The following is a 23,880-nucleotide window of genomic DNA, read 5'->3' on the forward strand; positions in this document are numbered from 1 at the left end:
TCGCGCAGTTCCGCCGGATGCCTGCCGGGTTCGGGCCGCTCGGCTGCGGTGTGCCGTTGGCTGTGGCAAGTCGGGTGATGGTTCGGCAACTTGCCGTTCGACTCCGCCGCGTGCCGGTCGTGCGGCACGGTCGTGGCGTGCCGTCGGCCGCGGCAAGTCGGGTGGTGTTGCGGCGTCTTGTCGCGCAGCTCCGCCGGATGCCAGCCGGGTTCGTGCCGTTCGACGCTGGCGTGCCGTCGGCTGTGGCAAGTCGCCATTCGACTCGGAGAACTGCCGTCGCGCTCGGTTGCTTGCCGCTTGCGGGCATGCCGTCGGTGCGGCGCTTGCCGGTGGTTCGGCAACTTGCCGCTCGGCCCCGCCAGATGCCGGTTGAGCTCGTGCCGCTCGGTCGTGGCGTGCCGTTGGCTGTGGCAAGTCGGAGTGAGACTTGGCAACTTGCCGCTCAGGGCGGTCAGTTGCCGGGCGGGGTCGTGCGGTGGGGGTGGGGTGTGCCGTTGGTCGTGGCAGGTCGTTGTGTGGGGTGGCAACTTGCCGTTCGGAACCGGTGCTTGCCGAATCGGTGCGGGGCGCGGCGGGGCCGGCGGTAGGCACCGCGTCGACGGGATTGTCGGAAGGTGCTCCGTATCCGGGCATCTCGCTCCTCGTCCAACCAGCCCAACCTGCCGCCAACCGCGCGGCAGAACCCAGCGAACCCGGTGACCAAACCCGCAGCCCCGGGGCAGAATGGTGAGGCGGGAGCGGCGCACTTGGCCTGCGCCGCTCCCGCACCCGGTCCGTGACGCCCGGCGCAAGGCACCCGGGAGCCGAAGCACCCGAGAACACCCGAACCGCCGGAAGAACGTCAGAAGGTCGACAAGGATCGAAGGGTCAGTAGGTCAGCTAACTCAGTGGCAGGTCAGCAGGCTGAGCGTGCTGTGCGCGCACGACGCCAGCAGGCTCAGGTTGCTCGGCGCCCCGTGGCCGTGACCGTGGCCGCCGCCGTGGCCTTCGAGGGCTTCGGGGGCTTCCAGGGCCTGCAAGTCGAGAACCAGTTCCATGGTGATCCCTTCTCGTGTTCTTCCGCCGGCCATCAGCGGCCGGAGGTGTGGGGGGACGGCGTGGCGCCCAGGAAAGGCAGCACCTCCGAGCCGTCCAGCAGGGCCGACAGCGCGAGCAGCACGCCCGCGCTCCCGGTGGTGACGTCGGTCGACAGGCGCAGCAGCTGGTTGCCCGGGAAGGCCAGGCCGCCGCGGTACGGGACGGCGTGCCAGGCCAGGCGCGCCAGGTGCAGGTCGATGGCGGAGCGAACCCGGTCAGAAGGCGCCTCGGAGAACGACAGCGCCGCCATCAGTCCCGCGCGGCCGTGCAGCAGGCCGGGCTGGATCACGAACTCGCCGCGGCACGCCTCGCGCAGCGCGGGCAGGTTGGAACACGCCAGGGCGGACGGCGAAACCCGCGCCAGCTGCTCCAGCACCAGCAAGATCCCGGCGCTGCCGATGCCCGCGTACGGCAGGGTCCGCCGCTCGCCGTCGCGGACCTGCAGGGAGCCGTCGTCCGCCGTGGCGCATTCTTCGAGGTCGCGGCGCAGTGCCTGGTCCGCGAACGACAGCCACGCGGGCTCACCGGTCCGTTCGTACAGCCGGATGAACAGCAACGCCGGCCCCGACCAGCCGCTCAACAGCCCCGCCCGCGCGAACTTCCCCGGTGGCGCGGCCGTCTCCAGGGTTTCCGCCAAAGACACCGCGGTTGCCAACGCCTGCCGCCCGTATTCGTTGTCGCCGCGCGAAGTCGCGAAGTGCAGCTGCGTCAGGGCGATCCCCGCGAGCCCGCCCTCGAACGCGTGATCAGTGGTCTGGTCCACCAGGGCCCGGGACGAGGCCAGCAAGGCCGAAGCCGCGTCGTGGTGGCCGAAGTGCTCCAGCACGTACGCGATCCCGTGGCTGCCGTCGAGGAACCCCGGCCGCGCGGGCGGCTCGCGGCGCACGGCGTCGAGCAGCCACTGCTCGTGCTCCGGAAACCGGCCGGCGCCCGCCACGTCCAGCGCCCACAGCACGCCCGCCGCGCCGAAGCCGAAACACGCGCCGCCCACCCGGAACTGCTCGATGTCGCCCGGGAACAACCGGTCCAGTCGCGACGGGGTGGCCGAAGCGAGAATCCCCTCCACGACCTGTTTGCGCACCAGCGTCCAGTCGGGCCGCTCCTCGTCGAGCGCGGTGTGGGTCACGCCGACGCCCGGCGAGCCCAGCACCCGCACCAGCTCGTCCGCGTACCCGTAGGGCAGCCCGAACCGCCGCTGCGCGAACTCGGCCGCACCGCGCAGCTTCGCCGGCGCCAGCTCCAGGAGCGTCGCCAACGGCAGGAACAGCCACAGCCGCAGCATCGCCAGCGCGTACCGGTCGATGTCGAACCCGTGCCGGTCGGCCGGCGCGCGGAACCCGGGTGCACCGAGCGCCGGCCGCGAACCCGAGGCGACGTCGAACGCCATCTCGAAGTCGATCAGCGACACGGTGTCGTCGTCGGCCACCAGCACGTTCAGCGCGTGCAGATCGCCGAACACCACCCCGCGTTCGTGCAGGTCGGCGACGATCCGCTCCACCTGCGCGAGCACCCCCAGCGCCCGGTCGCGGTACGCCAGCAGGTCGGTTTCGGTGCTGTCGCGGCGCGTGAGCGGGTAGTGCAGCGCGAGCCAGCTGCCCAACGACGTGCCCGGCATCCGCTGCATCGCCAGGTAGTGGTGCTCCCACACAGTGAAGTGCTCGTACGCGTCCGGAACGCCCGGAACGTCCGCCAGCCGCTGCAGCACGTCGTGCTCGCGCCGCAACCGTTCGACGGCGTCCACCAGCTCGCGGTCCAGCCCGGCGTGGGGCCGCGCCTCCTTGAGCACGACCGGCCGGCCGTGCTGTTTGTGCTCCGCGAGGTACACGCCGCCGCCGTTGGAGAAGTGCAGGGAGCTCGTCACGCGGTAGGGGAACTGCCCCGGATCGCCGCCTTTGCGAGCCGCGACGCTCGCGTCCAGACACGCCGGAATCTTCACCCAATCGGGTACCGAGAAAACGGGCTCGCGCCGGTCGGGCACGGGTGTACCGTCGGGTTTGCGGATCGCGAGCACTCGAGTGCCGTCGTGTTCCACCCATTGTTCGGCGAATCCGCCATAACGTACGTATAACGGTCCGGATTCGTAACGAAGGTCGCTGAGCACATAAGCGCCATGTTCGCCACTCAGCCGTTCGGAAAGATCTTGAAGAACTCGCGCCAGTTCGCACTCGTCGACCGGATAAATCGTGATCAACTTGCCGCTTCCGTCGCGCGGTGCGTATTTCGAATTCCGCGCCAGGAGGATGGTTCGGGACCGCAGGTGCTTGAACGCCACGCGACGGTCCACGCAGTACTCGTGCACCGCCGCCAGCACGCGGTCCGCATTGTCCATTCCGGCCGAAACGTGGACCTTCCAGCCCTGTTCGGGCAGGTCAACGCCCTGCGGGTGCAGCACGCGCCAGATGCCGCGGGTGCCCACCGTCCACATCGGTCCCGGCGCCGGCAGCGCGGCGGCGAAGTCGTCGGCGGGCGCTCCGGTTTCGCGTTGTTCGTCGAAGAACAGCGGATCCGCGAAGCAGAACGCTTCATACCGCATGTCCATGAAACCGCACCCTCCGCGTACTTCCGCACTCCCTGACGAGGAATATTCCCGCACGCCGGAGGTGCACAGGCCAATCCGCCAACCCGGGGGTTCGGCTGGGCTGATCAGGGTAGACAGAAGTGCCGCCGGAGTCCGAAACCGGGGACCCTGTGTGATTTCACGGATTACTCGACCACTCGGTCGTGGTGTAACACCCGGCGCTGCGCATTGTTCATGCAGGTCCGGCGAACTGCTGCGTAACTGTACCGTGAAATTGGCAGAATGCCATCAACGGATTCCCGTGTCCGATTTCGACGGCCGCGTGGACCTGGGGGAGGGCTCAGTCCACACGAGACCGACGGCCGTGGCGCCGGCCACGTCGGCAGCCCTCGGCGAACAGCCCCGGAAACGCCAGCGGGTACCTTGTGGCCAGCGCGGCAGAAGGAGGAACGGGTGATTCTCGGTTTCGCGGTGGCGGTGGCGGTGTGCGCACTGCTGGTCGCGCTGTGGAGCTTCGTGCAGGCCGCGCGCAAGCGCCTGCCGGACACCCCGCTGCTCGTCGCGCTCGGTGTGGTGGAGGTGCTGCTCGTCGCCCAGCTCGTGGTCGGCATCGTGCTGCTCGTGAGCGGTGAGAAGCCGGGCAGTCTCGCCACGTTCCTGGCCTACCTGATCGGCTGCCTGGTCGTGCTGCCGGTCGGGGCGGCGTGGGCGCTGGCCGAGCGGAGCCGGTCGAGCACGGTCGTGCTCGGCATCGCCTGCCTGGCCATCCCGGTGATGGTGCTGCGACTGAACGAGGTGTGGAGTGGAGCAAGCGCGTAAGACGGCCACGGGCCCGGGCCGGGTGCTGGTCGCGGTGTACGCGATCTTCGCGCTGGCCGCGACGTCGCGCGCCGGCGTCCAGATCGGCACGAAGTTCCACGAAGCGCCGCTGGCCTACGTGCTCTCGGCCTTCGCCGCCGTCGTCTACATCCTCGCCACGGTCGCCCTCGCCAAAGGCGGCGAACGCTGGTGGCGCGTCGCCCTCGTCGCGTGCAGCATCGAGTTCCTCGGCGTGCTGACCATCGGCACGCTCAGCATCTTCGACCGCCAGGCCTTCCCCGACGCGACCGTGTGGTCGGTCTACGGCCAGGGCTACGTCTTCATCCCGCTCGTCCTGCCGCTGGTCGGCCTGTACTGGTTGTGGCGGACCGCCCCCAAGCGCGTCTCGGCCTGAGCCCCGCAGCTGGTTCTCGCAGGTCGCGGGCGTCTGACGGATCGTGACCAGGCCGCTGCCCTCCGGGGACGGTGTCCCGGGCCCGCCCGCGACGGGAAGGGTCCGCGCCACTTCGTCGTTACGCACTACAGAACCCGCAGCGGAACGAGGAGACCCATGTCCCAGGCAACGCAGCAGAAGATCCCCGGCCCCGACCACCCGATCACGGTCGAGGTCAACCCGGCGCGCGTGGTCGTGAAGCTGGGCGACACGGTCATCGCCGACACGACGCGGGCGCAGGTGCTGCGCGAGTCCACGTACCCGGCGGTGCAGTACATCCCCCGGGAGGACGTCGACTTCGCCGCCCTCGCGCGCACTGAGCACCACACGTACTGCCCGTACAAGGGCAACGCGTCCTACTACTCCCTGACCCCGGCCGGCGCCCAGGGTGACAACGCCGTCTGGACGTACGAGGAGCCCTACGACGCGGTGTCCCCGATCAAGGACCACCTCGCGTTCTACGCCGACCGCGTCTCGATCGAGGAACTGCCCGCCTGACGCAGGAAAAAAAGCCGGGCGCGCCCCCCAAGGAGCGCGCCCGGCAATAGAACTCAGCGCGTCACAGTCAGCGACGCCGATCCCGTTACGCCACCGCTGGTCACCGAGATCGTCACGGTGCCCGCGCGGCGAGCGGTGATCTTGCCCGTCTTGGCGTCCACTGAAGCGACGCGAGTGTCGCTCGACGACCACACGTGCGAGGCCGGATCGGCGATCGGCATCGTGGCCGCGGGGAGGTTGTCACCGCCGACCTCGGCACCGGTGGCCGAAGCCACTGCCGAGGCGCCCACCTGCAAAGAGGGCACCGTCACGGCGATCGACGACAGCACCGGCTCCACCGAGAACTGCACGTCACCGCGGGCGGTGTGCAGCAGCACGAAGTGGTAGATGCCGCCCTCGTCCGAAGGCGCGTACGCCGGCATGCCGAGGTCCGCGATCGTCAGCTGCGGGATGCCCCCGGCGGCCGGCGACGTCGGGTTGCCCAGCGGGTCGATGACCTGGTCGGCGAACCCGCGCGCGTGGCCGTAGAGCATCACCACGTGCTTGTCCGGGTGCGTCTGCTGGTAGCGCTGCACCAGCCGCACGTACATGCGCGCTTCCCACCGGTCGCTGAACTGGCTGTTGGCCACCGGGTGCGGGTCGTACGCCGGCATGTGCGTGGTCACCAGCACGGTCTGCGACGAAGCGTCCGTGAGCTGCTTGACCAGCCACGGGTACTGCGCTTCGGCCGGCGACTGGAACGCGTCCGACGACTGCAGGCTGCCGTGCGCGTTGTCGGTGACAATCACCTGCGCGTCGCCGGCTTGGTACTCGTAGTGCGTGGCCCCGAAGACCTGGGCGAAGTTGCCGTTCTCCGGCAGCACGCCCTGGCTGATCTCGTGGTTGCCCACCACGTCGTGGTACGGCACGCCCAGCGCGGCGATCTTCTGCTGCGCGAACTGCAGGTCGGGCACCGCACCGTCGTCCGACATGTCACCGAGCGCCTGCACTGAAGACGGCCGCGCCTGCGAAGGCAACGCCGGCAGCCGGCCCTTGATCGTGTCCATCACGTTCGACGACGCCGAACCCGGGTCGCTCGCCACCAGGTGCGCGTCGTCGCCCAGCAGCATCGTCGAGCCCGACCGAGAGAAGTCCGCCGCGTTCTCCGAGAACTTCAGCCACGAGGGGTTCTGCGGAATCGCCTGGTACGGCGGCGTGACCAGCGGACGCGGTGAGTACAGCGCCTGCAGATCGCTCACGTTCAGCGTGCCCGACGTCGTCTGGCTCGGGTTGATCGTGAGGAAGTCGACGAAGCTGATCCGCAGCGGGAAGTTCAGCCCCGGCGGCAACGTCGCGATGGCGAGGCGCCAGTCCTTCCACGTCACCGTGGTCGGGTACAGCGTGGTGGTGGCGCCGTCGATGCCGATGTACGACTCGGCCAGCTGGATGCCGGTGCCGTCGCCCTTCACCCACACGCCGATGCCGGTCGGGTTCTGGCCGCCGGCGTTGGCGCCGGCTGTGATCGTGGCCTTCGGCGACAGCACGAGCTGCTTCACGCCGGAGCCCGCGGGCATCGTGTACGTCAGCTGCGTCGAGGCCGAAGCCGTCGACCCCGGCGGGACGACGCCCGGCGCGGCGACCATCGTCGCCGGCTGGCCCGTGGTGTTGCGCAGGTTCCACGCCGACGGGTCGCTGAAGTCGTTGAGCTCCTGCGACACACTGCCGATGGCCACGGTCGCGGTCGCTGTGGCGCCGCCGACCTTCGCCATCACCTTCTCCAGGCCCGAGTTCACCGCGTCCGCCGTGAACACCCCGGACTTGTCGACGCCGCCCAGCGACGCGTCGCTCACCGACCACGAAGCCGCGGCCGCGGGGATGGCGACCGCGGTGCCGGAGGACGTCGAACCGGACAGGGTGAACGTCTGCGTCCCACCGTTGTTCAGATCCGGGTCGGTCGGGGAGATCTGCAGCGACCCGAGCCGGTCGACGACGCGCAGCGGCTGCACGGAGACCGCGATGCCCGCGTGGGCGATCAGCACACCGGTGCCCGCGCGGCCCGCGGTGAACTGGCCGTCCTGCCACGAACCGAGCGTCGACGGCACGACCTGCACGGACGCCTTCTCCCGCGCGGGGTTGCCGAGCGAGTCGAGGCCGAACGCGGGGACCGGCACGGTCGCGCCGGGCACGGTGTCCACGCCCTTGTTGCCGTTGACGACCATCGACCGCGCGAAGCCCGGGGCCTGCTCGGTCGAGTAGATGAACACGCCGTTGGCGACGGGCCGCTCGTGGCCGTCGGACGGGCTGTTCATCACCGACACGGCCGGGTCACCCGGCTCGCGGGCCACCATCTCGGTGGAGCCGCCGCCGTCGAAGAGCACCGCGTTGTACGCGCCGTGGGTCACCATGTAGCCCGCGACCTGCGCCGGCGTCACGCCCAGCGCGGCGCTCGCGCCGAGGCGCCCGTCGAGCGTGGCGATGATCGTGTGCTTGCCGTCCTTGCTCACGCCGACCACGGTCTCGGGGTTGACGCCGCCCGGCGGGTTGCCGGTGGGGTCGTTGTAGACCGCGCCGTCCTTGACCAGCATGGTCGAGCCGGACAGCAGCTGCTTGAGACCGCCGGTGTCGGCCGTGACCGAGACCGAGTCTCCACTGTGGACGGTGGTCGACAGCCACGTGCCGCCCGCGCCGCCGCCGAGGAGGCCGAGCTGGCCCTTCGTCAGGGCCGGCGCCGCGGTGACGCCCGGCTGCACGGAGTCGACGACGAAGGTGCCCGCCTTCGTCTCGTGCCCGAGCACGAGCGTGCTGGCCGGGAGAGCCGTCGCGCCGCCGAGGTCGGGGGTGATCTCGGTGATGCCGCCGGACGCCACGTCGTTGACAACGTTGACAGAAGTCAGGGGAGTGCTGGCGGCGCCGTCTGTGATCGAGCCGGAGAACGTCTGCGGGCCGAGCACCATGGTGCCGTCGGCGCGCACGCCGAGCTGCGCGTTGAAGTTGGGGCGAGGGCTCTTGAGCAGCTTGCCGTTCGTGATCACGCCGCCGAGCGGGCGGCCGCTGGCGTTGATCTCGAAGAAGTCGCCGTTGACGCCGGCCACCGCGTGGGTGCGGGCGGCCATCGAGCCGACCGTCTCGTCGGCCGGGTTGGTGATCACGTCGCCGGCTTCGACCACGCCGAGGCGCACGTTCGGGTCGGCGAGGTTCACGTCGAGCACCTGGGTGTGCTGGCGGCCGCCGACGGTGTCGTAGGTCTCGGAGTACTGGGTCACGCCGCGCGTGACGGTCACCGGCGTCGTCTTCGTCTGATCGACGACGAGGCTCCAGTTCGCGGGAGTGGCCGGCAGCCACGGCTTGGGTGCCGCGGCCTCCGCCGTTCCGGTGGCCCCGAAGGTGACCACGCTTCCCGCGAGCAGAGCGGCCACCACCGCGCTGCTTCTTCGACTGCGTTTCAAGACAGCTCCTCGTTCCGGTGCACGGGGATGTGCGCACGTCACCCCAGCACCGCCCCGTGAAAACAAGATGTCCCGTCGTCGGCGCGCAGGGGTGCGGCAGGGAACGGGCGGCTCCGATCCGGGCGAAACGCCGCGTGGGTTGCGCCACATGAGCGGGGGTAGCCGTGAGAAGCGCCGCTACGCGCTGGTGTTGCCTAGGTCATAACGTTGATACGGGAATGCTCTAGCGCGGATACGAGTTCAGATGTAACGTTGGTACCAACAGAGCGAAACGACGATACGGAGACTGAGATGACCAGCAACGAGACCACGCAGCGCGTCGCGATCGTGACCGGCGGGTCGGGCGGGATCGGCCGGGTCGTGGCCGAGCGCCTGGCCAAGGACGGCATGCAGGTGCTGGTGCACTACTCGGGCAACCCGCAGCGCGCCGACGAGGTCGTAGCCGCGATCACCGCCGCCGGTGGCACCGCGAGCTCGGCGCAAGCCGACGTGGCGGACGAGGCCCAGGTAGAGGCCCTGTTCGACACCGCGGAGCAGCGTTACGGCGGGGTCGACGTGGTGGTGCACACCGCCGGGATCATGCTCCTGGCCCCGCTGACCGAGCTCAAGCTCGACGACCTGGACCGCATGCACCGCGTCAACATCCGCGGCACCTTCGTGGTCGACCAGCAGGCCGCCCGCCGGCTGCGCTCCGGCGGCGCCCTGATCAACTTCTCGACGTCGGTGACCAAGCTGGCGCTGAACAACTACACCGCCTACGCCGCTTCCAAAGGTGCGGTCGACGCGATCACCCTGATCCTGGCCCGCGAGCTGCGCGGACGTGACATCACCGTCAACGCCGTGGCCCCCGGACCCACTGCGACCGCCCTGTTCCTCGAAGGCAAGCCGCAGGAAGTCATCGACCGCCTCGCCAAGGTCCCGCCGCTCGAGCGCCTCGCCGTGCCCGAAGACGTCGCCGAAGCCGTCGCCTTCCTCGCCGGCCCGGCCCGCTGGGTCAACGGCCAGGTCATCTACGCCAACGGCGGAGCCATCTGAGTCACCCCGTCCCGGCAACTGAGGCTTCGAAGGAGAACTCCCATGTCCCAGACCATCGTCATCACCGGTGCTTCCAGCGGCTTCGGCGCCCTCACCGCCCGCGCCCTGGCCGATCAAGGCCACACCGTCTACGCCGGCATGCGCGAGACGACCGGCCGCAACGCCCCGCAGGTCCAGGCCGTCGCCGACTACTCGAAGGAGCACGGCGTCGACCTGCGGGCCGTCGAGCTGGACGTGAACTCGCAGGAGTCCATCGACGCGGCTGTCGCGAAGATCGAGGCGGAGAGAGACTCGATCGACGTGCTGATCCACAACGCCGGCCACATGGTCACCGGCCCGGCCGAGGCCTTCACGCCGGAGCAGCTCGCGGAGCTCTACGACGTGAACGTGCTCAGCACCCAGCGCGTGAACCGCGCCGTGCTGCCCGGCATGCGCCGCCGTGGCGAAGGCCTGGTCGTGTGGGTCTCCAGCTCCAGCGTCAAGGGCGGCACCCCGCCGTACCTCGCGCCGTACTTCGCCGCGAAGGCCGGCATGGACGCCCTCGCCGTGAGCTACTCGACCGAGCTGACCCGGTGGGGCATCGAGACATCGATCGTCGTCCCCGGCGCGTTCACCTCGGGCACCAACCACTTCGCGCACTCGGGCCGCCCGGCCGACGACGCCGTGGTCGCCGACTACGAGACGAAGTACGCCGGCCTGATGGAGCAGGTCTCGGGCAAGCTCGCCGCCCTCGAGCCGGCCGACGCCGACGTCTCGTCGGTCGCCGCCGAGATCGCCCGCATCGTCGCCCTGCCCCGCGGCGAGCGCCCGTACCGCGTGATCATCGACCCGTCCGACGACGGGTCGGCCGAGGTCTCGGCGGTCGCCGACCGCATCCACCGCGAGTTCTACGAGCGCATCGACCTGGCGGATCTGCTCACGATCCGGAAGTGACCGTCCGGAAGGGACCGTGGGTAAAGGGAGGGGAGCTCCGGCTTCCCTCCCTTCGCCGTGTCTACTTCACCCGGATGACGATCCCCGTGAGTCCACTCAGGATGCTCGCCACCCCCGCGCGCACGGCCGCCGCCGCCCGGGCCGGGGTGAAGGACCCGGGGTCGTCGCCCGTGGCCGCGGTGAGTCCGGAGCCGCGGAAGGTGGCGCCCGCCCAGTTGGCGGCGGTGACGTTGAAGGTCGGTTCGGCGATCTCCGCGCCGAGCACGAGGAACTGCCGGTCGAGGTGGCTGGCCGTGACCACCGTCACCGCGTCGATCAGCTCGCTGCCGGCGGTGATGATGAGGTCCGGGGCGAGGTTCATGGCCTCGACGATGCTGTCTATGTGGCGGGCGGGGTCGTCGGCCGTGACGACCTTGAGGCTCACCTTCTCCTGCGCGGCCCAGTCCTTGACCGCGCCGACCAGCGTCTTCGTCTGCGCGTCGGCGCCGGCGGTCAGGAGCACCACGCGGTAGCCGGGCGCCGGGTGCACGGTGTCCCACGAGCCCGGCCGCGGGGTGATCGTCGCTTCCGGCGTCGGCGGCGTGCTGGTGAAGCCCTGGCCGAGCACGCCGACGGCGGTGGGCGCGGGGTGTGGTCCCGACCAATCGTCGGTGGCGCCGCATCCGCTCAGCAGCACTGCCGTCAGTGCACCGACGACCACGAATCGTGAACGCAAGCCGGATCGTCCTTTCAGGCCAGTGGTGAGCGAGTCGGCCTCCTTCCTACCCGATCGCCGCCCGTTTCCGGTGCGCCGCTTTCTTCCGTCGGAATCCGGTCGCTGCATGTTCGCCCGCTCTCCGCCAGTTGTTCGCTTGAGCCCAGCAAAGTGCGGGCGAGCAACCGGGAAAGAGGAAGTCCATGCCCCGCCGCATCAGAAGTTTCGCCCGCCTGGCAACAGTTTTCGCGTTCGCCGCACTGGCGGTTATTCTCGGTACTTCCACCGCTTCGGCGCATGGTTTCTCATCGGTCGTGTACGCCGGCGTCACCTCACCCGGCTCCGGACAGGTGCGGGCGGAGCTCGGCCTCGAGTACGACCTGCTGGTGGTTTCCGTCGCGGACGCCGAACACGACGACCCGCTGTTCCAGCAGGGCACTGCTGCGTTCGACGCACGCGATTCGGCCGCACAGGCGAAAGCCCTCGAAGACCACTCGGCCGCGGTGATCAAGTACGTGACCGAACGCTTCCACGTGAGCACGGAAAGTCCCTGCACGCCAACGAAAGACGGCGGCTTCCGCATGGAGCAGCGGGAAGGCGTCCCGTACGCGGTGCTCGACCTCGACTACCGCTGCGGCAGTGCCGACGCCCACGAGGTGCGCAGCGCGCTGTTCGCCGACGCCGAGGGTTACGTCCGCGACACCAAGACGGTCGTCACCTACGACCTCGACCTGACCTCGGGCAGTGCCGCGCTCGACGCGCACCAGCCGTCGTTCTCCACGCAGCAGTCGTTCGGCGAGCGGTTCTGGGAGTTCTTCCGGCTCGGCGCGGAGCACCTGCTCACTGGTCTCGACCACATCCTCTTCCTGCTCGCGCTCATCGCCGGCTCCCGGCGCCTGCGCGAGATCGTGCTGGCGGCGACCACGTTCACCCTCGCCCACTCCGTCACCTTCGTGCTGGCGGCACTCGGCCTGGTCACGGTGCCCGCAGCGATCATCGAACCCCTCATCGCCCTGTCGATCGCGGTGGTCGCGGCCTGGCCGCTCTGGCGCCTGTGGCGGCGCAAGGTCAACGGCATCGACGACGACCTCCTCGGCGAAGGCCACTTCAGCCTCGACCGCACCGGGTGGACCCGGCTCGCCGTGGTCTTCTGCTTCGGTCTCTGCCACGGCCTCGGGTTCGCTTCGGCGCTGGGCATCGACACGGCGTGGTCTTGGACGCTCCTGTGGTCGCTGCTGGTGTTCAACGTCGGCATCGAGACGGTGCAGCTGGCGATCATTGCGATCGTTTTCCCGCTTCTCGTGCTGATCCGCCGCCGGGCGACCTTCGCTCCACAGTGGACGACCGGCGTGATCGCCGCGGCCGTTTCAGTGATGGGGCTCACCTGGTTCGTGCAGCGCATCGCGGCTGGGTGACCGCGCTATTCCTGGGTGGTCCACCCGTCCTTCGGGCGAAGTTCACCTACCGCACACCGAGGGCGATAACGCTACCAATCGGTCTTCCCGACCCATTGACCCGAAAGGGAAAGCAAATCCGATGAAACCACTCAGAACCGGGCGTAACCTCGCCTTCGGTGTCGCCACGGTGGGCGTGAGCCTCCTGCTGGCGTTCGGCAACGGTTCGGCGACCGCCGCCACCTGGACGCCGACCGCGCCGGCCAAGGCGAACACCATCGTCCTCGGCGTCGGTGCCAAGGAATCGCAGCGCGTCTTGTCGTGGTACACCGACACCAACGCCGACCAGACGGTCGAACTGGTGCCGACCAACTGGCTCAACCACGGCAAGTTCCCCACCAACGCCAAGAAGTTCGCGGCGGTCATTGGCAGCAACGCGGTCAACGGTGGGTTCAACGCGCACGCCACGCTCGACGGCTTGCAGCAGAACACGGCGTACTCCTACCGCATCGGCAACGGTGACGGCTGGTCGCCGACGTACTCCTTCAAGACGCAGTCCTTCAAGGGCGACTTCGACTTCCTGTTCTACGGTGACCCGCAGATCGGTTCGTCGGGTGACGTCGCGAAGGACGGGGCCGGCTGGGCCGACACCCTGAACGTGTCGCTCGCCGCCAACCCGAAGGCCGAGCTCCTCGTGTCGGGTGGCGACCAGGTCGAGACCGCCAACACCGAGGCGGACTGGGACGCGTTCCTCGGCTCGGACAAGCTGCGCCAGTACCCGTGGGCCGCCACCATCGGCAACCACGACGTGGGTGGCAAGTCCTACGAGCAGCACTTCTGGACGCCGAACACCGACCGTTCGACGCCCTTCTACAACGGCTCGCAGAACACCAACTCCGGTGGCGACTACTGGTACACCTACAAGGGTGTGCTGTTCATCGACCTGAACAGCAACGCCTACGCCAACGGCGCGGACGACGCGCACATCGCGTACGTCACCGACGTGATCAAGAAGCACGGCAAGGACGCCAAGTACACGGTGCTCGTGTACCACCACTCCATCTACTCGCCGGCCGACCACGCCAACGACGGTGACAACCAGCTGCGTCGCCAGGACTTCCCGACGGCGTTCTCGAACCTGGGTGTCGACCTGGTCCTGCAGGGCCACGACCACAGCTACTCGCGTAGCTACGTGATCAAGAACGGCAAGAAGGCCAACCCGGCCGAGCAGCCCGGCGCCACCTCGGTGGTCCAGGGCCCGGGTGGTGTCGTCTACGTGACGGCGAACTCCGCGTCGGGGTCGAAGTACTACGACCTCACCGACCCGGACACCACGAAGGACCCGAACTACGGGGCCGACCCGCTCAACCCGGACAATCACTGGGCCAACTCCGTCGAGAACCAGGAGCACGTGCGCACGTACGTGAAGGTCCAGGTGCGGGACGACAAGCTCGAGGTCCAGGAAGTCCGCAGCGGCACCTGTGCCGCTCCGAACGCCGCCGTCGAGCGCGGCAACGTCAAGTGGTGCGGCCCGAACGAGGGCGCTTCGCCCGCGGGCAAGGTCGGTTCCGTGATCGACCAGGTCGTCATCCACACCAAGGGTGACAACGGCCACGGCAACAACGGCGGTGGCAGCAGCAACGGCGGCCACGGCAACGACGGTCACGACGACCACGACGGTCCGCGCTGGGTCAGCCAGACCCTCGGCAAGCTCGGCTCCACGCTCACCGCGTTGAGCTGACTCGCCTGATCCCCCAGGCAGGGGCGGGTGCTCGCCGGCACCCGCCCCTGCCGCCCACCCCGCTCTGCCCACCTGCCCGAGGACTGCACATGCGTTCCACGCTCACCCGCGCGCTCGCCGCGGTGCTGCTCGCCGCCGGGTTCGCCGCCACGGCGGCGATGCCTGCCGCCGCCCAGGACACGGCTTCCCAGGACACGGCTTCCCAGGACACCGTCCCCTGGGCCGTCAGCACCGCGGCCAACGAGTTCGGCGCCGACCGTGTCAACTACAGCTACACCGCCGGGGCCGGGGAGCAGGTGCACGACGGCCTCAAGGTCGTCAACAACGGCACCGCGCCGCTGGAGCTGGCCGTGTACACCGCGGACGCGTTCACCCGGCCCGACGGGCAGGTCGACCTCCTCGCGCGCGACAAGAAGTCCGTCGGCGTCGGCGCGTGGGCGCGCGCGGCGGCCGACCACGTGAAGCTCGGGCCCGGCGAATCGGCCGACGTGCCCTTCACGATCACCGTTCCCTCCGGCACGAAGGCCGGTGACTTCCTGGGCGGCATCGTGACGTCGGTGCAGCAGGGCACCGTCGAGCGCCGCCTCGGCATCCGGATCCGCCTGCGCGTGGGCGGTGACCTGGCTCCCGCGTTGTCCGTCGAGGACGCGCACGTCGACTACTCGGGCACGGCGAACCCGTTCGGCTCGGGCGACGCCACGCTGTCCTACACCCTGCACAACACCGGCAACGCCATCACCGCCGCGCGCCAGAGCGCGTCGGTCTCCAGCCTGTTCGGCGCCTGGACCGCTCCGGCCGCCACGATCCCGGACTCGCCGCAGCTGCTGCCGGGGGAGACGTGGCACGTTTCGGTGCCCGTCCACGGTGTGGTTCCGGGGGTGCGGCTGTCCGCCGACGTCTCGCTGACGCCGTTGCTCACGGACGCGTCCGGCTCGGTCGCGCCGCTCGCGGTCGTGACGGGTTCGGCCGGTGGCTGGGCGATCCCGTGGACGTTGCTGGTCGTGCTGGTTTTGCTGGTGCTCATTGTGGTTTTCGTGGTTCGGCGGCTGCGGAAGCCCCGGGCGGGCTCGGAGGAAGGAAGCCCGGTCGAGCTCCCCTCCGAGACGCCTGAAACCGCTGCCGAGCCCGAAACCGCCGAGTCCGAAACTGCTGTGTCCTAAACCGCTGTGTCCTAAACCGCTGTGTCCTCAAGGTTCGGGTGCCGCTGCGCCCACGGTGCGACGGCTTCGAACGCCTTCGCCGCCGAGAACACCGTCTCGTCGTGGTACGGCTTGCCGACGATCTGCAGGCCCGTCGGCACTCCCGAGTCGCTGACGCCCGACGGCACGGTGAGCACCGGCAGCTGGCTCAACAGGTTGAACGGGTAGGTCAGCGCCCACGCGAGGTACGCGTCGACCGGTTTTCCGTTGACGGTGAAGGACTTGTCGTCGTTCTGGTGGTCCGCGGCCAGCGCGGGCACGGCCTGCGTCGGGCACACCATCAGGTCGTGGTTCGCGAACACGGCGGACCGCTTCGTCCACATTTCCGTGCGCACGAGCTCTGTCTTCTTGACCCGCACGTGGTCGAGCTGCTGGCCCTGCCGGATGAGCCGGCGCACGAACGGGTCCATTTTGTACTGCCACTGCGGGATGTGCTCCCCGGCGATGGCCGCGAACAGCCCCTGCCAGTGCGTGACCCAGGCGTCGTACGTGCTCTCGTTCCAGCCGAGGTCCACCTGCTCCACCACGGCGCCGGCCTCGGCGAGCTTCGCGACGGCTTCCTCCGTCTTCCGCGCCACCTCGGTGTCGACCTCGACGTAACCCAGGTCCGGCGAGTACGCGATCCGCAGGCCCTCGACAGAGCCCGGACCGGCGGGAATGGTCACGCGCTCGCGTAGCGTCGTGATGTCGTCCGGGTGCTGGCCGGAGACGACGTTCTGCGCGAGCGCGACGTCGCCGACGGTCCGGCCGAGCACGCCGACGTGCACGATGGCCTCGAACATCGTGTCCAGCAGCGCCGAGGGGTTGCGCCCGAACGGCGCCTTGTACCCGACGATCCCGCACGACGACGCGGGTATGCGCAGCGAGCCGCCGCCGTCGTCACCGCCGGCCAGCACGGCCATGCCGGTCGCGACGGCGACGGACGAGCCGCCGGACGAGCCGCCGCTACTGAAGTCGAGGTTCCACGGGTTGCGGGTGATGCCGTAGAGCGGGCTGTGGCAGTGGCCGCAGTGGGCGAACTCCGGCGTGGTGGTGCGGATGTGCATGATGGCGCCGGCGTCGAACATGCGCTGCATGGCCGGCAGCGTGTGGTCGGCTTCGACGCCTTCGAAGATCTTGGAGCCCCACGACGTCGTCACGCCCTTCACCGGGTGCAGTTCCTTGACGGCGAAGGGAATTCCCTCGAGCGGGCGCGCGGTTCCGTCGCGGTAGCGCTGGTCGGCATCGGCCGCCTGCTGCCGGGCCTGGTCGTAGAACCGGTTGGTGATCGCGTTGACGTGCGGGTTGACCTCTTCGCAGCGCTCGATCACGGCGGCCATGAGTTCACTGGGCGCGAGGGTGCGATCCTTGAACCGGCGCAGGGCTTCTTCGGCGGGCAGGTAACAGAGGCACTCGTCAACAGCGGCGGTGCTGCTCATCGCGGTGCCCTTCCTGTTCGGCTGGTGGGCTTTTCGAAGGTAGGACACCGCGGTGCCATGACACAAGGTTTCCTATTGTCAACCGTGTCTCATTATGAGACATCGACCAGGTGAGAGGCTTCGACACGTGAGGACCCTGCGGATGCTGCGCCGGGAACGCGGCTGGACGCTCGACGAGCTCGCCCGCCGGACGGGCCTCACCAAGTCGTATCTGTCCAAAGTGGAGCGGGGAAACAGCACGCCCTCCATCGCTGTCGCGATCGGCCTCGCGGAGGCCCTGGGCGTCGACGTCACCCAGCTCTTCGGCGACGCGCAGGACAGCGCCAACCTCGAAGTCCGCCGCGCCGGCGCCGCTGCGGACCCGACGGTCCCCGACTCCGGCTCGAGCTTCGTGCACCTCGCCGGCGGCGTGGTCGGCAAGCAGATGCTGCCGTTCCTCATCTACCCGCCGACCGACGAGGTCGAGTGCCTCTACCGCGCCCACTCCGGCGACGAGCTGATCCTCGTGCGCTCCGGCGAGATCGAGATGCGCTTCCCGGACCGCACGGAACGCCTGGCCGCGGGCGACTCGGTGTACTTCCGCGGCGGGATTCCCCACTATGTCAAGTCGATCAGCGCCGAGCCCGCCGAGGTGCTCGTGGTGATCGCGGCCCCGGAGGAGCAACCGTGACCAGGCGCGCGTTGGCGGTGCGACACGTGGCTTTCGAGGACCTCGGCGTTCTCGAACCGCTGCTGTCGGCCCGCGGCTACACCGTCGACTACCTCGAAGCCGGCGTCGACCCGATCACGCCGGAGCTGTTGTCCGCCCCGGACCTCGTGGTCGTCCTCGGCGGCCCCATCGGCGTCGGCGACACCGCGTTGTACCCCAACCTGGCGGCCGAACTCACCGCGATCGCCGCGCGGCTCTCGACGGGCCGCCCCACCCTGGGCATCTGCCTCGGCGCCCAGCTCATCGCCGCCGCCCTCGGCGCCGACGTCACCCCGACGGGCAAGAAGGAAATCGGCTACGCGCCGCTGACCTTGACCCCCGCCGGCCGCGACTCCGTTCTGTCTCCTTTGGACGGTGTCCCGGTCCTGCACTGGCACGGCGACCAGTTCGCCATCCCCGCCGGCTCGACGACGCTGGCCGAAACCCCGGGCTTCCCGCACCAGGCCTTCAGCCCCGCCCCGGGCACCCTCGCCCTCCAGTTCCACCTGGAGGCCGACCACACCCGCCTCGAACCCTGGCTCATCGGCCACAGTGTGGAACTGGCCGCCGCGGGCGTCGATCCCCGCACCCTCCGCGCCGACGCCGCTACCCACGGCCCGGCCTTGGCCCGCGCGGCGCGAACCGTCTTCGCGTCGTGGCTCGACGAAGCCGAAGAGATGCTCGCCGGTCTCGCGTGACCAGGTAAAATCGGGAAAGTTCCGTTGGGATCCCAGCGGCTTCACGGAGGCCGGCGGGATCGGAACCCGCCTGCACGGGCACGACAGGAGAACAGGCGGAGTGGATGAGGAGACGAAGATGTCGGAAGAGCTCGACGAGCTCACCGAGGCCATGCACGGACTCACCCGCGCGCTCGAGGACGACGAGCAGGGAACCGCGCTCTTCGAGGTGATCTGCGCGGAAGCCGTGCGCGCCGTGCCGGGCGCCGACTTGGCCAGCGTGACCGTGATCCGCTCGGGCAAGGGCGAGACCGCCGCGACCACCGACCCGCGTGCCACCCAGGTCGACGCCGCGCAGTACGCCGCCGGCGAAGGCCCTTGCTTGCAGGCCGCCGACACGGGCGAGATCGTGCGCCTGTCGCTGCCCGCCGCGGACTACCGCTGGCCCGAGTTCACCGACGTCGCCAAGGAATTCGGCCTCGGCAGCTACCTCGCGGCCCCGCTGCGCATCGACGAGGAGCTCTCCGGCGCCCTCAACCTCTTCGGCTTCGGCGACCACGGCTTCCGCGAGCTCGACAGCCAGCTGCTCAAGGTCTACGTCACCATGGTCGCCTTCGGCCTTCGCACCCACCACCGTTACCGCGCCGCCCGCGGCCGCGCCGAACAGCTCGACCACGCGATGCAGTCGCGCGCCGTGATCGAACAGGCGAAGGGCATGCTCATGGCCATCCACCGCATCACCGCGGACGAAGCCATGCAACGCCTGATCACCGAATCGCAGACGACCAACACGAAACTCCGCGACATCGCCACGCGTTTCGTGACCACGGTGTCCGACCGCTGACCCATCCCGCCGCGGCGCCGGCGAAACCGGTACCACCGGATCGACCGTACATTCCCGCGCAGCCGCGATTCCTGTGCGGCTCAGCCGGGGTGCGCACGTCCGAGTCGCACTGCCAGACCGTGGAGCTGGGTGACCCGCGACGGGTAGCGTGCCGGTCGTGGAACCCATCGCGATCCCCCTGGGCGGCCCGCGCGAGGAGCGCGCCGACGCGGCCCGCAACCGCGCGCACCTGATCGAGGTCGCGCGCGCGATGGTCGACGAGCTCGGCGCCGACAAGGTCACGATGGACGGCCTCGCCGAGCGCGCCGGCCTCGGCAAGGGCACCGTCTTCCGCCGCTTCGGCACGCGCGCCGGCATCTTTCTCGCGCTGCTCGACGTGGAGGAGACGGCGTTCCAGGAGCGCGTGCTCAACGGCCCGCCGCCGCTGGGTCCGGGCGCGCCCGCCGTCGAACGCCTCGTCGCCTTCGGCCACGCGCGCATGGCGTTCCTCATCGAGCACACGGTGCTGGCCCGCGCGGCACTCGATCCGGGGCAGCCCATCCCGGTCTCGGCGAGCCCGTCGCTGTTCCACGTGCAGATGCTGCTGCGCGAGGCCTGCCCCGACGTCCCGGGAGTCCACGCGCTGGCCCTGCAGCTGACGGCCGCGCTCGAAGGCCCGCTCCTGCTCTACTTGCGCGCCCCGGACGGCACCGCCCCCGCCACCATGCCGCGGGATCTCGCGGCCGGCTGGAAAACCCTGGTCGAACGCGTCTGCGGCTGATCTTCACCGTCGGTGTTGCCGCGGTCACGTCCACTCGGCGAAGCGGGGTATAGTCCGTTTAAGGGTCTCAGGGCGAGGCCCCCGATACGAAAGGTGCGGACATGCCGCTGACCGGCGAATACGAGCCGAGCCCCTTCGATTTCAGCCGTGACCAGGCGGAGCTGATCGAGAAGTCCGGTGGCCAGGACGGCACGGACAACCAGGGCAAGCCCGTCATCGTGCTGACCTCGGTGGGTGCCAAGACCGGGAAGCTCCGCAAGACCCCGCTGATGCGCGTCGAGCACAACGGCGAGTACGCCGTGGTCGCCTCGCTCGGCGGCGCGCCGAAGAACCCGGTCTGGTACTACAACGTCGTCGCGAACCCCCACGTCGAGCTGCAGGACGGCCCCGTCAAGAAGGACTACGAGGCCCGCGAAGTCCACGACGCCGAGTACGCCACCTGGTACGACCGCGCGGTCGAGGTGTGGCCCGACTACGCCGAGTACCAGACCAAGACCACCCGCAAGATGCCGATCTTCGTCCTCAGCCCGATCGAGGCCTGAGCGCTCTCGACTTCGTCGCGGGTGACGGTGGCCAGAACTGCCCGTCGCACGGCACGTTCTGGACCATCGCCCGGGCATCGGTGGCAGTTGGAACCCACGGGCCGGCGATCAGCGCCGGCCCGTGGAGTGTCTTGGGAGTGCCTTCGATGTCCTCAGCGTTGCCCAGCACGGCGTCCCCCGCTGCCGCCCGGAGGCGGTGGTGGGGGCTGATCGTCCTCGCCGTGGCGCAACTGATGTTGTTGCTGGACACCACCGTCGTCAACGTCGCGCTCGCCCCGATCCAGCACGACCTCGCCTTCTCCCACGTCGGGCTTTCGTGGGTGGTCAACGGCTACACGCTCCCGTTCGGCGGTCTCCTGCTGCTGGGCGGGCGGATCGCCGACGCGCTCGGGCGGCGCCGCGTGTTCCTGGCGGGGCTCGCGTTGTTCGCGGTGGCGTCGGCGATCGGCGGCGTGGCGGTGACGCCGGCGATGCTCGTCGTGAGCCGCGTGCTCCAGGGTGTCGGCGGCGCGTTGGTGGCGCCCGCCGCGTTGTCGCTGGTCACGGTGCTGTTCACCGAACCCGCCGAACGCTCCCGCGCGCTGTCGACGTGGGGCGTGCTGCGCGGTTTGGGCGCCGCGCTCGGTGCGGTGCTGGGCGGCGTGCTGGTCACGTACCTGTCGTGGCGCTGGGTGTTTTTCGTGAACCTGCCGATCGCGGTGGTCGCTTTCGTGTGCGCGCCCGCGTTGGTGCCGGAAAGCCGGAGCCCGCGGCGCGGCCGTCCTGACATCGCGGGCGCCGTGCTCGCGACCGTGGGCCTGACCCTGATCGTCTACGGCCTGCTCGCGTCCGCCGGCCGGTGGGCCGCGGTGGTGGGTGTAGTGCTGGTCCTCGTGTTCGGCTGGTGGCAGTCGAAGGCGAGCAACCCGTTGGTGCCACTGGGTTTCCTGCTTTCCCGGCGCCGCGCGATCGGCAACTTCGTGTTGCTGACGTTCAGCGCGGCCATGGGGGTGCTGTTCTTCACGATGGCGCTGTACCTGCAACAGGTCGCCGGCCTGAACGCCCTGTACTCCGGGTTGTCGTTCCTGCCGATCGGCCCGTTGTTCATGCTCACCGGCTGGCTCACGGCCCGGCTCATCCCGCGCATCGGCCAGCGCGCGGTCATGGTGCTCGGCCTGCTGCTGCTCACCGCCGCGTTCGTGATGTTCGCGGGCGTGGACGTCGGTGGTTCCTATGTGCGTGACGTTCTCATCGGCATGCTGCTTTTCCCGCTCGGCGCCGGCTTCGCGGTGATCTCGGGGATGATCGCCAGCGTCGACGGCACCACGGGCGCCGACGCGGGTACGGCCAGCGGAATCAACAACACGTCCCAGCAGATCGGCATGGCCCTGGGCCTGGCCTCGCTCGTCGCGGTCGGTGACGCGCACACCCGTTCGCTGCTTTCGTCCGGGGCCGACGGCGCCCATGCCGCCGCCGGTGGTTACGCGCTGAGTTTCGCCGTCACCGCGGGTCTGATGGCCGTCACCGCGCTGGTCGCGGCCGTCTTCCTGCCGAAGCCGCGGCTAGCATCGAAACCGACCCTGAACGGAGGTGGCGGGTGAGCGCGTCGAACGGTGCGCGCCGGGTCGTGGTGCTGGCCTACGACGGCGTCCGGCTGCTCGACCTCACCGGGCCGCTGGAAGTCCTCACCACCGCCAACGACTTCGGCGCGCGCTACGACATCACGGTCGTCTCACCCGACGGCCACCCCGCGGCGACGTCCAACGGCACCGCGCTGGCGGTCGACGGCCGCATCGCCGACGTCACCGGCACCTGCGACGTCCTCCTCGTCGCGGGCGGCGCGGACTGGGCGTCGAGCGCCTTCGAACCGCCGATGGTCGACGCGGTGCGCGCCCTCGCGGCTCGGGCGGGCTGCGTCGCGTCGATCTGCGCCGGCGCCTTCCTCCTCGGCGCCGCGGGCCTGCTCGACGGCCGCCGCGCCACCACGCACTGGCGCTTCACCGGCGAACTCGCCACGCGCTTCCCGACGACAACCGTCGACCCCGACGCCCTCTTCGTGTGGGACGGCAAGGTCGTCACGTCCGCAGGCGTCAGCGCCGGCATCGACCTGACGTTGGCCCTGGTGGAACGCCAGTTCGGCGCCGACGTCGCACGCGCCGCCGCGAAGGACATGGTCGTGTTCATGCAGCGCCCGGGCGGGCAGTCGCAGTTCAGCGTCCGCTCGAGGATCACACACCCGCGCCACGAGCCACTGCGCAAACTCCTCGACACCATCACCGCCAACCCCGCGGCGCCCCACTCGCTCGCCAGCATGGCCCGCACGGCCGGCCTCAGCGTCCGCCACCTCAACCGCCTCTTCCGCGACGAACTCGACACCACCCCGGCCCACTACGTCGAACAACTCCGCATCGAAGCCGCCAAATCCCGCCTCGAATCCTGCGACGACGCCATCGCCACCATCGCGCGCCAGGTCGGGTTCGGCTCGCCGGCTTCGTTGCGTCGCGCTTTTGCGCGTGAGTTTGGTGTGACGCCTACGGCTTTTCGGGAGAGGTTCGCCAGTACGGGGGGTTGAGTTTGTTGTTCGACGGTCTGCTCGCCGCCAGTGCGCGTGAGGTCGGTATGACGCGCGCGGCTTTCGAGAACGTTGCCCCGGCGCGGGGTTGAGCTGATCGTTCGACGATACCGTTGCGACCATCGTGCGCTGGTCGGGTTCGCGTCGTCGTTGGGCCGTGCGTTCGCCCGCCGGTTCGGTGCGACCCCCACGACCTTCCGCGAGCGCTCACCGGCACTGGCGGCTGAGTTGGTCGGGCGACGGCGCGATCGCCACCAGTGCGCGCGAGGTCGGTTTTGGTTCGCCGTCGTCGTTGCGGCGGGCTTTCGCCCGTGAGTTCGGCGTGACCCCGGCGGCTTTCGGGAGCGTTGCACCAGCGCGGGTGGCCGAGTGGATCGTTCGACGATGCCGTTGCGGCCATCGTGCGCTGGGCGGGTTCGCCGTCGTCGTTGGGCCGCGGGTTCGCCCGCCGGTTCGGTGTGGCCCCAGCGGCCTTCCGATCGCCACCATTGCGCGCGAGGTCAGGTTCGCTCGGACGTTGTTGCGGCGCGCTTTCGCCTGCCGGTTCGGGCGACCACCGAGCCTTTCGCGAGGCGGTTCACCAGTACTGGCGGCTGAGTTAATCGTTTGCCGCAGTCAGCGTGGTCTTGTCTGA

At 69.7% G+C, this 23,880-nt stretch carries 21 protein-coding genes; 16 read left to right on the forward strand and 5 right to left on the reverse strand.

Annotated features, from left to right (window positions below):
• Positions 1–884 precede the first annotated feature (884 nt).
• Positions 885–1,037: a SapB/AmfS family lanthipeptide gene (locus ACQPXB_RS02250; RefSeq protein WP_220245799.1), complete on the reverse strand. Its 153-nt coding sequence runs from the start codon at positions 1,035–1,037 to the stop codon at positions 885–887.
• A 32-nt stretch (positions 1,038–1,069) separates the two neighbouring features.
• Positions 1,070–3,616: a class III lanthionine synthetase LanKC gene (lanKC, locus tag ACQPXB_RS02255; RefSeq protein WP_432849259.1), complete on the reverse strand. Its 2,547-nt coding sequence runs from the start codon at positions 3,614–3,616 to the stop codon at positions 1,070–1,072.
• Positions 3,617–4,048: 432 nt separating this feature from the next.
• On the opposite strand from lanKC, the gene ACQPXB_RS02260 reads away from it, so the two are divergent.
• From ACQPXB_RS02260 to ACQPXB_RS02270, 3 genes are all read left to right on the forward strand, one after another.
• On the forward strand, positions 4,049–4,414 hold the full coding sequence (locus tag ACQPXB_RS02260) for a hypothetical protein (RefSeq protein ID WP_366577557.1): 366 nt from the start codon (positions 4,049–4,051) through the stop codon (positions 4,412–4,414).
• A gap of 22 nt (positions 4,415–4,436) precedes the next feature.
• Positions 4,437–4,808, forward strand: coding sequence for a hypothetical protein (locus ACQPXB_RS02265; protein WP_386946853.1), 372 nt, complete (start codon positions 4,437–4,439; stop codon positions 4,806–4,808).
• Positions 4,809–4,964: 156 nt separating this feature from the next.
• Positions 4,965–5,345, forward strand: a complete 381-nt coding sequence (locus ACQPXB_RS02270) for a DUF427 domain-containing protein (protein WP_432849260.1) — start codon at positions 4,965–4,967, stop codon at positions 5,343–5,345.
• Between the two features lie 53 nt (positions 5,346–5,398).
• Here ACQPXB_RS02270 and ACQPXB_RS02275 read toward each other — a convergent pair whose 3' ends face one another.
• On the reverse strand, positions 5,399–8,740 hold the full coding sequence (locus tag ACQPXB_RS02275) for a phosphodiester glycosidase family protein (protein ID WP_432849261.1): 3,342 nt from the start codon (positions 8,738–8,740) through the stop codon (positions 5,399–5,401).
• A 321-nt stretch (positions 8,741–9,061) separates the two neighbouring features.
• On the opposite strand from ACQPXB_RS02275, the gene ACQPXB_RS02280 reads away from it, so the two are divergent.
• Positions 9,062–9,805 carry an SDR family oxidoreductase gene (locus tag ACQPXB_RS02280; protein ID WP_220245805.1) on the forward strand — a complete coding sequence of 248 codons (744 nt, stop codon included), beginning with the start codon at positions 9,062–9,064 and terminating at the stop codon, positions 9,803–9,805.
• Between the two features lie 42 nt (positions 9,806–9,847).
• A complete protein-coding gene (locus ACQPXB_RS02285; RefSeq protein ID WP_366577565.1) occupies positions 9,848–10,738 on the forward strand; it encodes an SDR family oxidoreductase in 891 nt (296 codons plus the stop codon).
• A 61-nt stretch (positions 10,739–10,799) separates the two neighbouring features.
• On the opposite strand, the gene ACQPXB_RS02290 is transcribed toward ACQPXB_RS02285, so the two are convergent.
• Positions 10,800–11,453, reverse strand: coding sequence for a hypothetical protein (locus ACQPXB_RS02290; RefSeq protein ID WP_432849262.1), 654 nt, complete (start codon positions 11,451–11,453; stop codon positions 10,800–10,802).
• A 293-nt stretch (positions 11,454–11,746) separates the two neighbouring features.
• Between ACQPXB_RS02290 and ACQPXB_RS02295 the strand changes: the two genes are divergently transcribed.
• The 3 genes from ACQPXB_RS02295 (at position 11,747) to ACQPXB_RS02305 (ending at position 15,727) form a co-directional block, all read left to right on the forward strand.
• Positions 11,747–12,847, forward strand: a complete 1,101-nt coding sequence (locus ACQPXB_RS02295; protein WP_432849263.1) for a HupE/UreJ family protein — start codon at positions 11,747–11,749, stop codon at positions 12,845–12,847.
• Between the two features lie 121 nt (positions 12,848–12,968).
• A complete protein-coding gene (locus tag ACQPXB_RS02300) occupies positions 12,969–14,567 on the forward strand; it encodes a fibronectin type III domain-containing protein (RefSeq protein WP_432849264.1) in 1,599 nt (532 codons plus the stop codon).
• Between the two features lie 89 nt (positions 14,568–14,656).
• Positions 14,657–15,727 (forward strand): WxL protein peptidoglycan domain-containing protein, encoded by a 1,071-nt coding sequence (locus ACQPXB_RS02305; RefSeq protein WP_432849265.1) that lies wholly within the window; start codon positions 14,657–14,659, stop codon positions 15,725–15,727.
• Positions 15,728–15,738: 11 nt separating this feature from the next.
• Here the strand turns inward: ACQPXB_RS02305 and ACQPXB_RS02310 are convergent, their stop codons facing one another.
• Positions 15,739–17,184 carry an amidase gene (locus ACQPXB_RS02310; protein WP_432849266.1) on the reverse strand — a complete coding sequence of 482 codons (1,446 nt, stop codon included), beginning with the start codon at positions 17,182–17,184 and terminating at the stop codon, positions 15,739–15,741.
• Positions 17,185–17,311: 127 nt separating this feature from the next.
• Between ACQPXB_RS02310 and ACQPXB_RS02315 the strand changes: the two genes are divergently transcribed.
• From ACQPXB_RS02315 to ACQPXB_RS02350, 8 genes are all read left to right on the forward strand, one after another.
• Complete coding sequence (locus ACQPXB_RS02315) at positions 17,312–17,854, forward strand: helix-turn-helix domain-containing protein (protein WP_432849267.1); 543 nt, start codon at positions 17,312–17,314, stop codon at positions 17,852–17,854.
• A complete protein-coding gene (locus tag ACQPXB_RS02320) occupies positions 17,851–18,570 on the forward strand; it encodes a glutamine amidotransferase (RefSeq protein WP_432849268.1) in 720 nt (239 codons plus the stop codon). Before ACQPXB_RS02315 ends, ACQPXB_RS02320 begins: the two co-directional genes overlap by 4 nt.
• 118 nt (positions 18,571–18,688) lie before the next feature.
• Positions 18,689–19,393, forward strand: a complete 705-nt coding sequence (locus ACQPXB_RS02325) for a GAF and ANTAR domain-containing protein (protein WP_366577581.1) — start codon at positions 18,689–18,691, stop codon at positions 19,391–19,393.
• A gap of 157 nt (positions 19,394–19,550) precedes the next feature.
• A complete protein-coding gene (locus tag ACQPXB_RS02330) occupies positions 19,551–20,153 on the forward strand; it encodes a TetR/AcrR family transcriptional regulator (RefSeq protein WP_366577583.1) in 603 nt (200 codons plus the stop codon).
• Between the two features lie 101 nt (positions 20,154–20,254).
• A complete protein-coding gene (locus ACQPXB_RS02335) occupies positions 20,255–20,695 on the forward strand; it encodes a nitroreductase family deazaflavin-dependent oxidoreductase (protein ID WP_366577585.1) in 441 nt (146 codons plus the stop codon).
• A 146-nt stretch (positions 20,696–20,841) separates the two neighbouring features.
• Positions 20,842–22,275, forward strand: coding sequence for an MFS transporter (locus tag ACQPXB_RS02340; RefSeq protein ID WP_432849269.1), 1,434 nt, complete (start codon positions 20,842–20,844; stop codon positions 22,273–22,275).
• A complete protein-coding gene (locus ACQPXB_RS02345; RefSeq protein WP_386946005.1) occupies positions 22,272–23,246 on the forward strand; it encodes a GlxA family transcriptional regulator in 975 nt (324 codons plus the stop codon). Before ACQPXB_RS02340 ends, ACQPXB_RS02345 begins: the two co-directional genes overlap by 4 nt.
• A 178-nt stretch (positions 23,247–23,424) precedes the next feature.
• Positions 23,425–23,880 (forward strand): AraC family transcriptional regulator, encoded by a 456-nt coding sequence (locus tag ACQPXB_RS02350; protein ID WP_432857236.1) that lies wholly within the window; start codon positions 23,425–23,427, stop codon positions 23,878–23,880.

This window comes from Amycolatopsis sp. CA-161197, from assembly GCF_050942255.1.
Lineage (GTDB): Bacteria > Actinomycetota > Actinomycetes > Mycobacteriales > Pseudonocardiaceae > Amycolatopsis.

Bases quoted from the DNA above. Each gene is read 5' to 3' on its own strand.
- ACQPXB_RS02300 (WP_432849264.1), top strand. From the start codon at position 12,969: ATGAAACCACTCAGAACCGGGCGTAACCTCGCCTTCGGTGTCGCCACG.
- ACQPXB_RS02310 (WP_432849266.1), bottom strand. From the start codon at position 17,184: ATGAGCAGCACCGCCGCTGTTGACGAGTGCCTCTGTTACCTGCCCGCC.
- ACQPXB_RS02340 (WP_432849269.1), top strand. From the start codon at position 20,842: ATGTCCTCAGCGTTGCCCAGCACGGCGTCCCCCGCTGCCGCCCGGAGG.
- ACQPXB_RS02250 (WP_220245799.1), bottom strand. From the start codon at position 1,037: ATGGAACTGGTTCTCGACTTGCAGGCCCTGGAAGCCCCCGAAGCCCTC.
- lanKC (WP_432849259.1), bottom strand. From the start codon at position 3,616: ATGGACATGCGGTATGAAGCGTTCTGCTTCGCGGATCCGCTGTTCTTC.
- ACQPXB_RS02335 (WP_366577585.1), top strand. From the start codon at position 20,255: ATGCCGCTGACCGGCGAATACGAGCCGAGCCCCTTCGATTTCAGCCGT.
- ACQPXB_RS02270 (WP_432849260.1), top strand. From the start codon at position 4,965: ATGTCCCAGGCAACGCAGCAGAAGATCCCCGGCCCCGACCACCCGATC.
- ACQPXB_RS02325 (WP_366577581.1), top strand. From the start codon at position 18,689: ATGTCGGAAGAGCTCGACGAGCTCACCGAGGCCATGCACGGACTCACC.
- ACQPXB_RS02305 (WP_432849265.1), top strand. From the start codon at position 14,657: ATGCGTTCCACGCTCACCCGCGCGCTCGCCGCGGTGCTGCTCGCCGCC.
- ACQPXB_RS02285 (WP_366577565.1), top strand. From the start codon at position 9,848: ATGTCCCAGACCATCGTCATCACCGGTGCTTCCAGCGGCTTCGGCGCC.
- ACQPXB_RS02280 (WP_220245805.1), top strand. From the start codon at position 9,062: ATGACCAGCAACGAGACCACGCAGCGCGTCGCGATCGTGACCGGCGGG.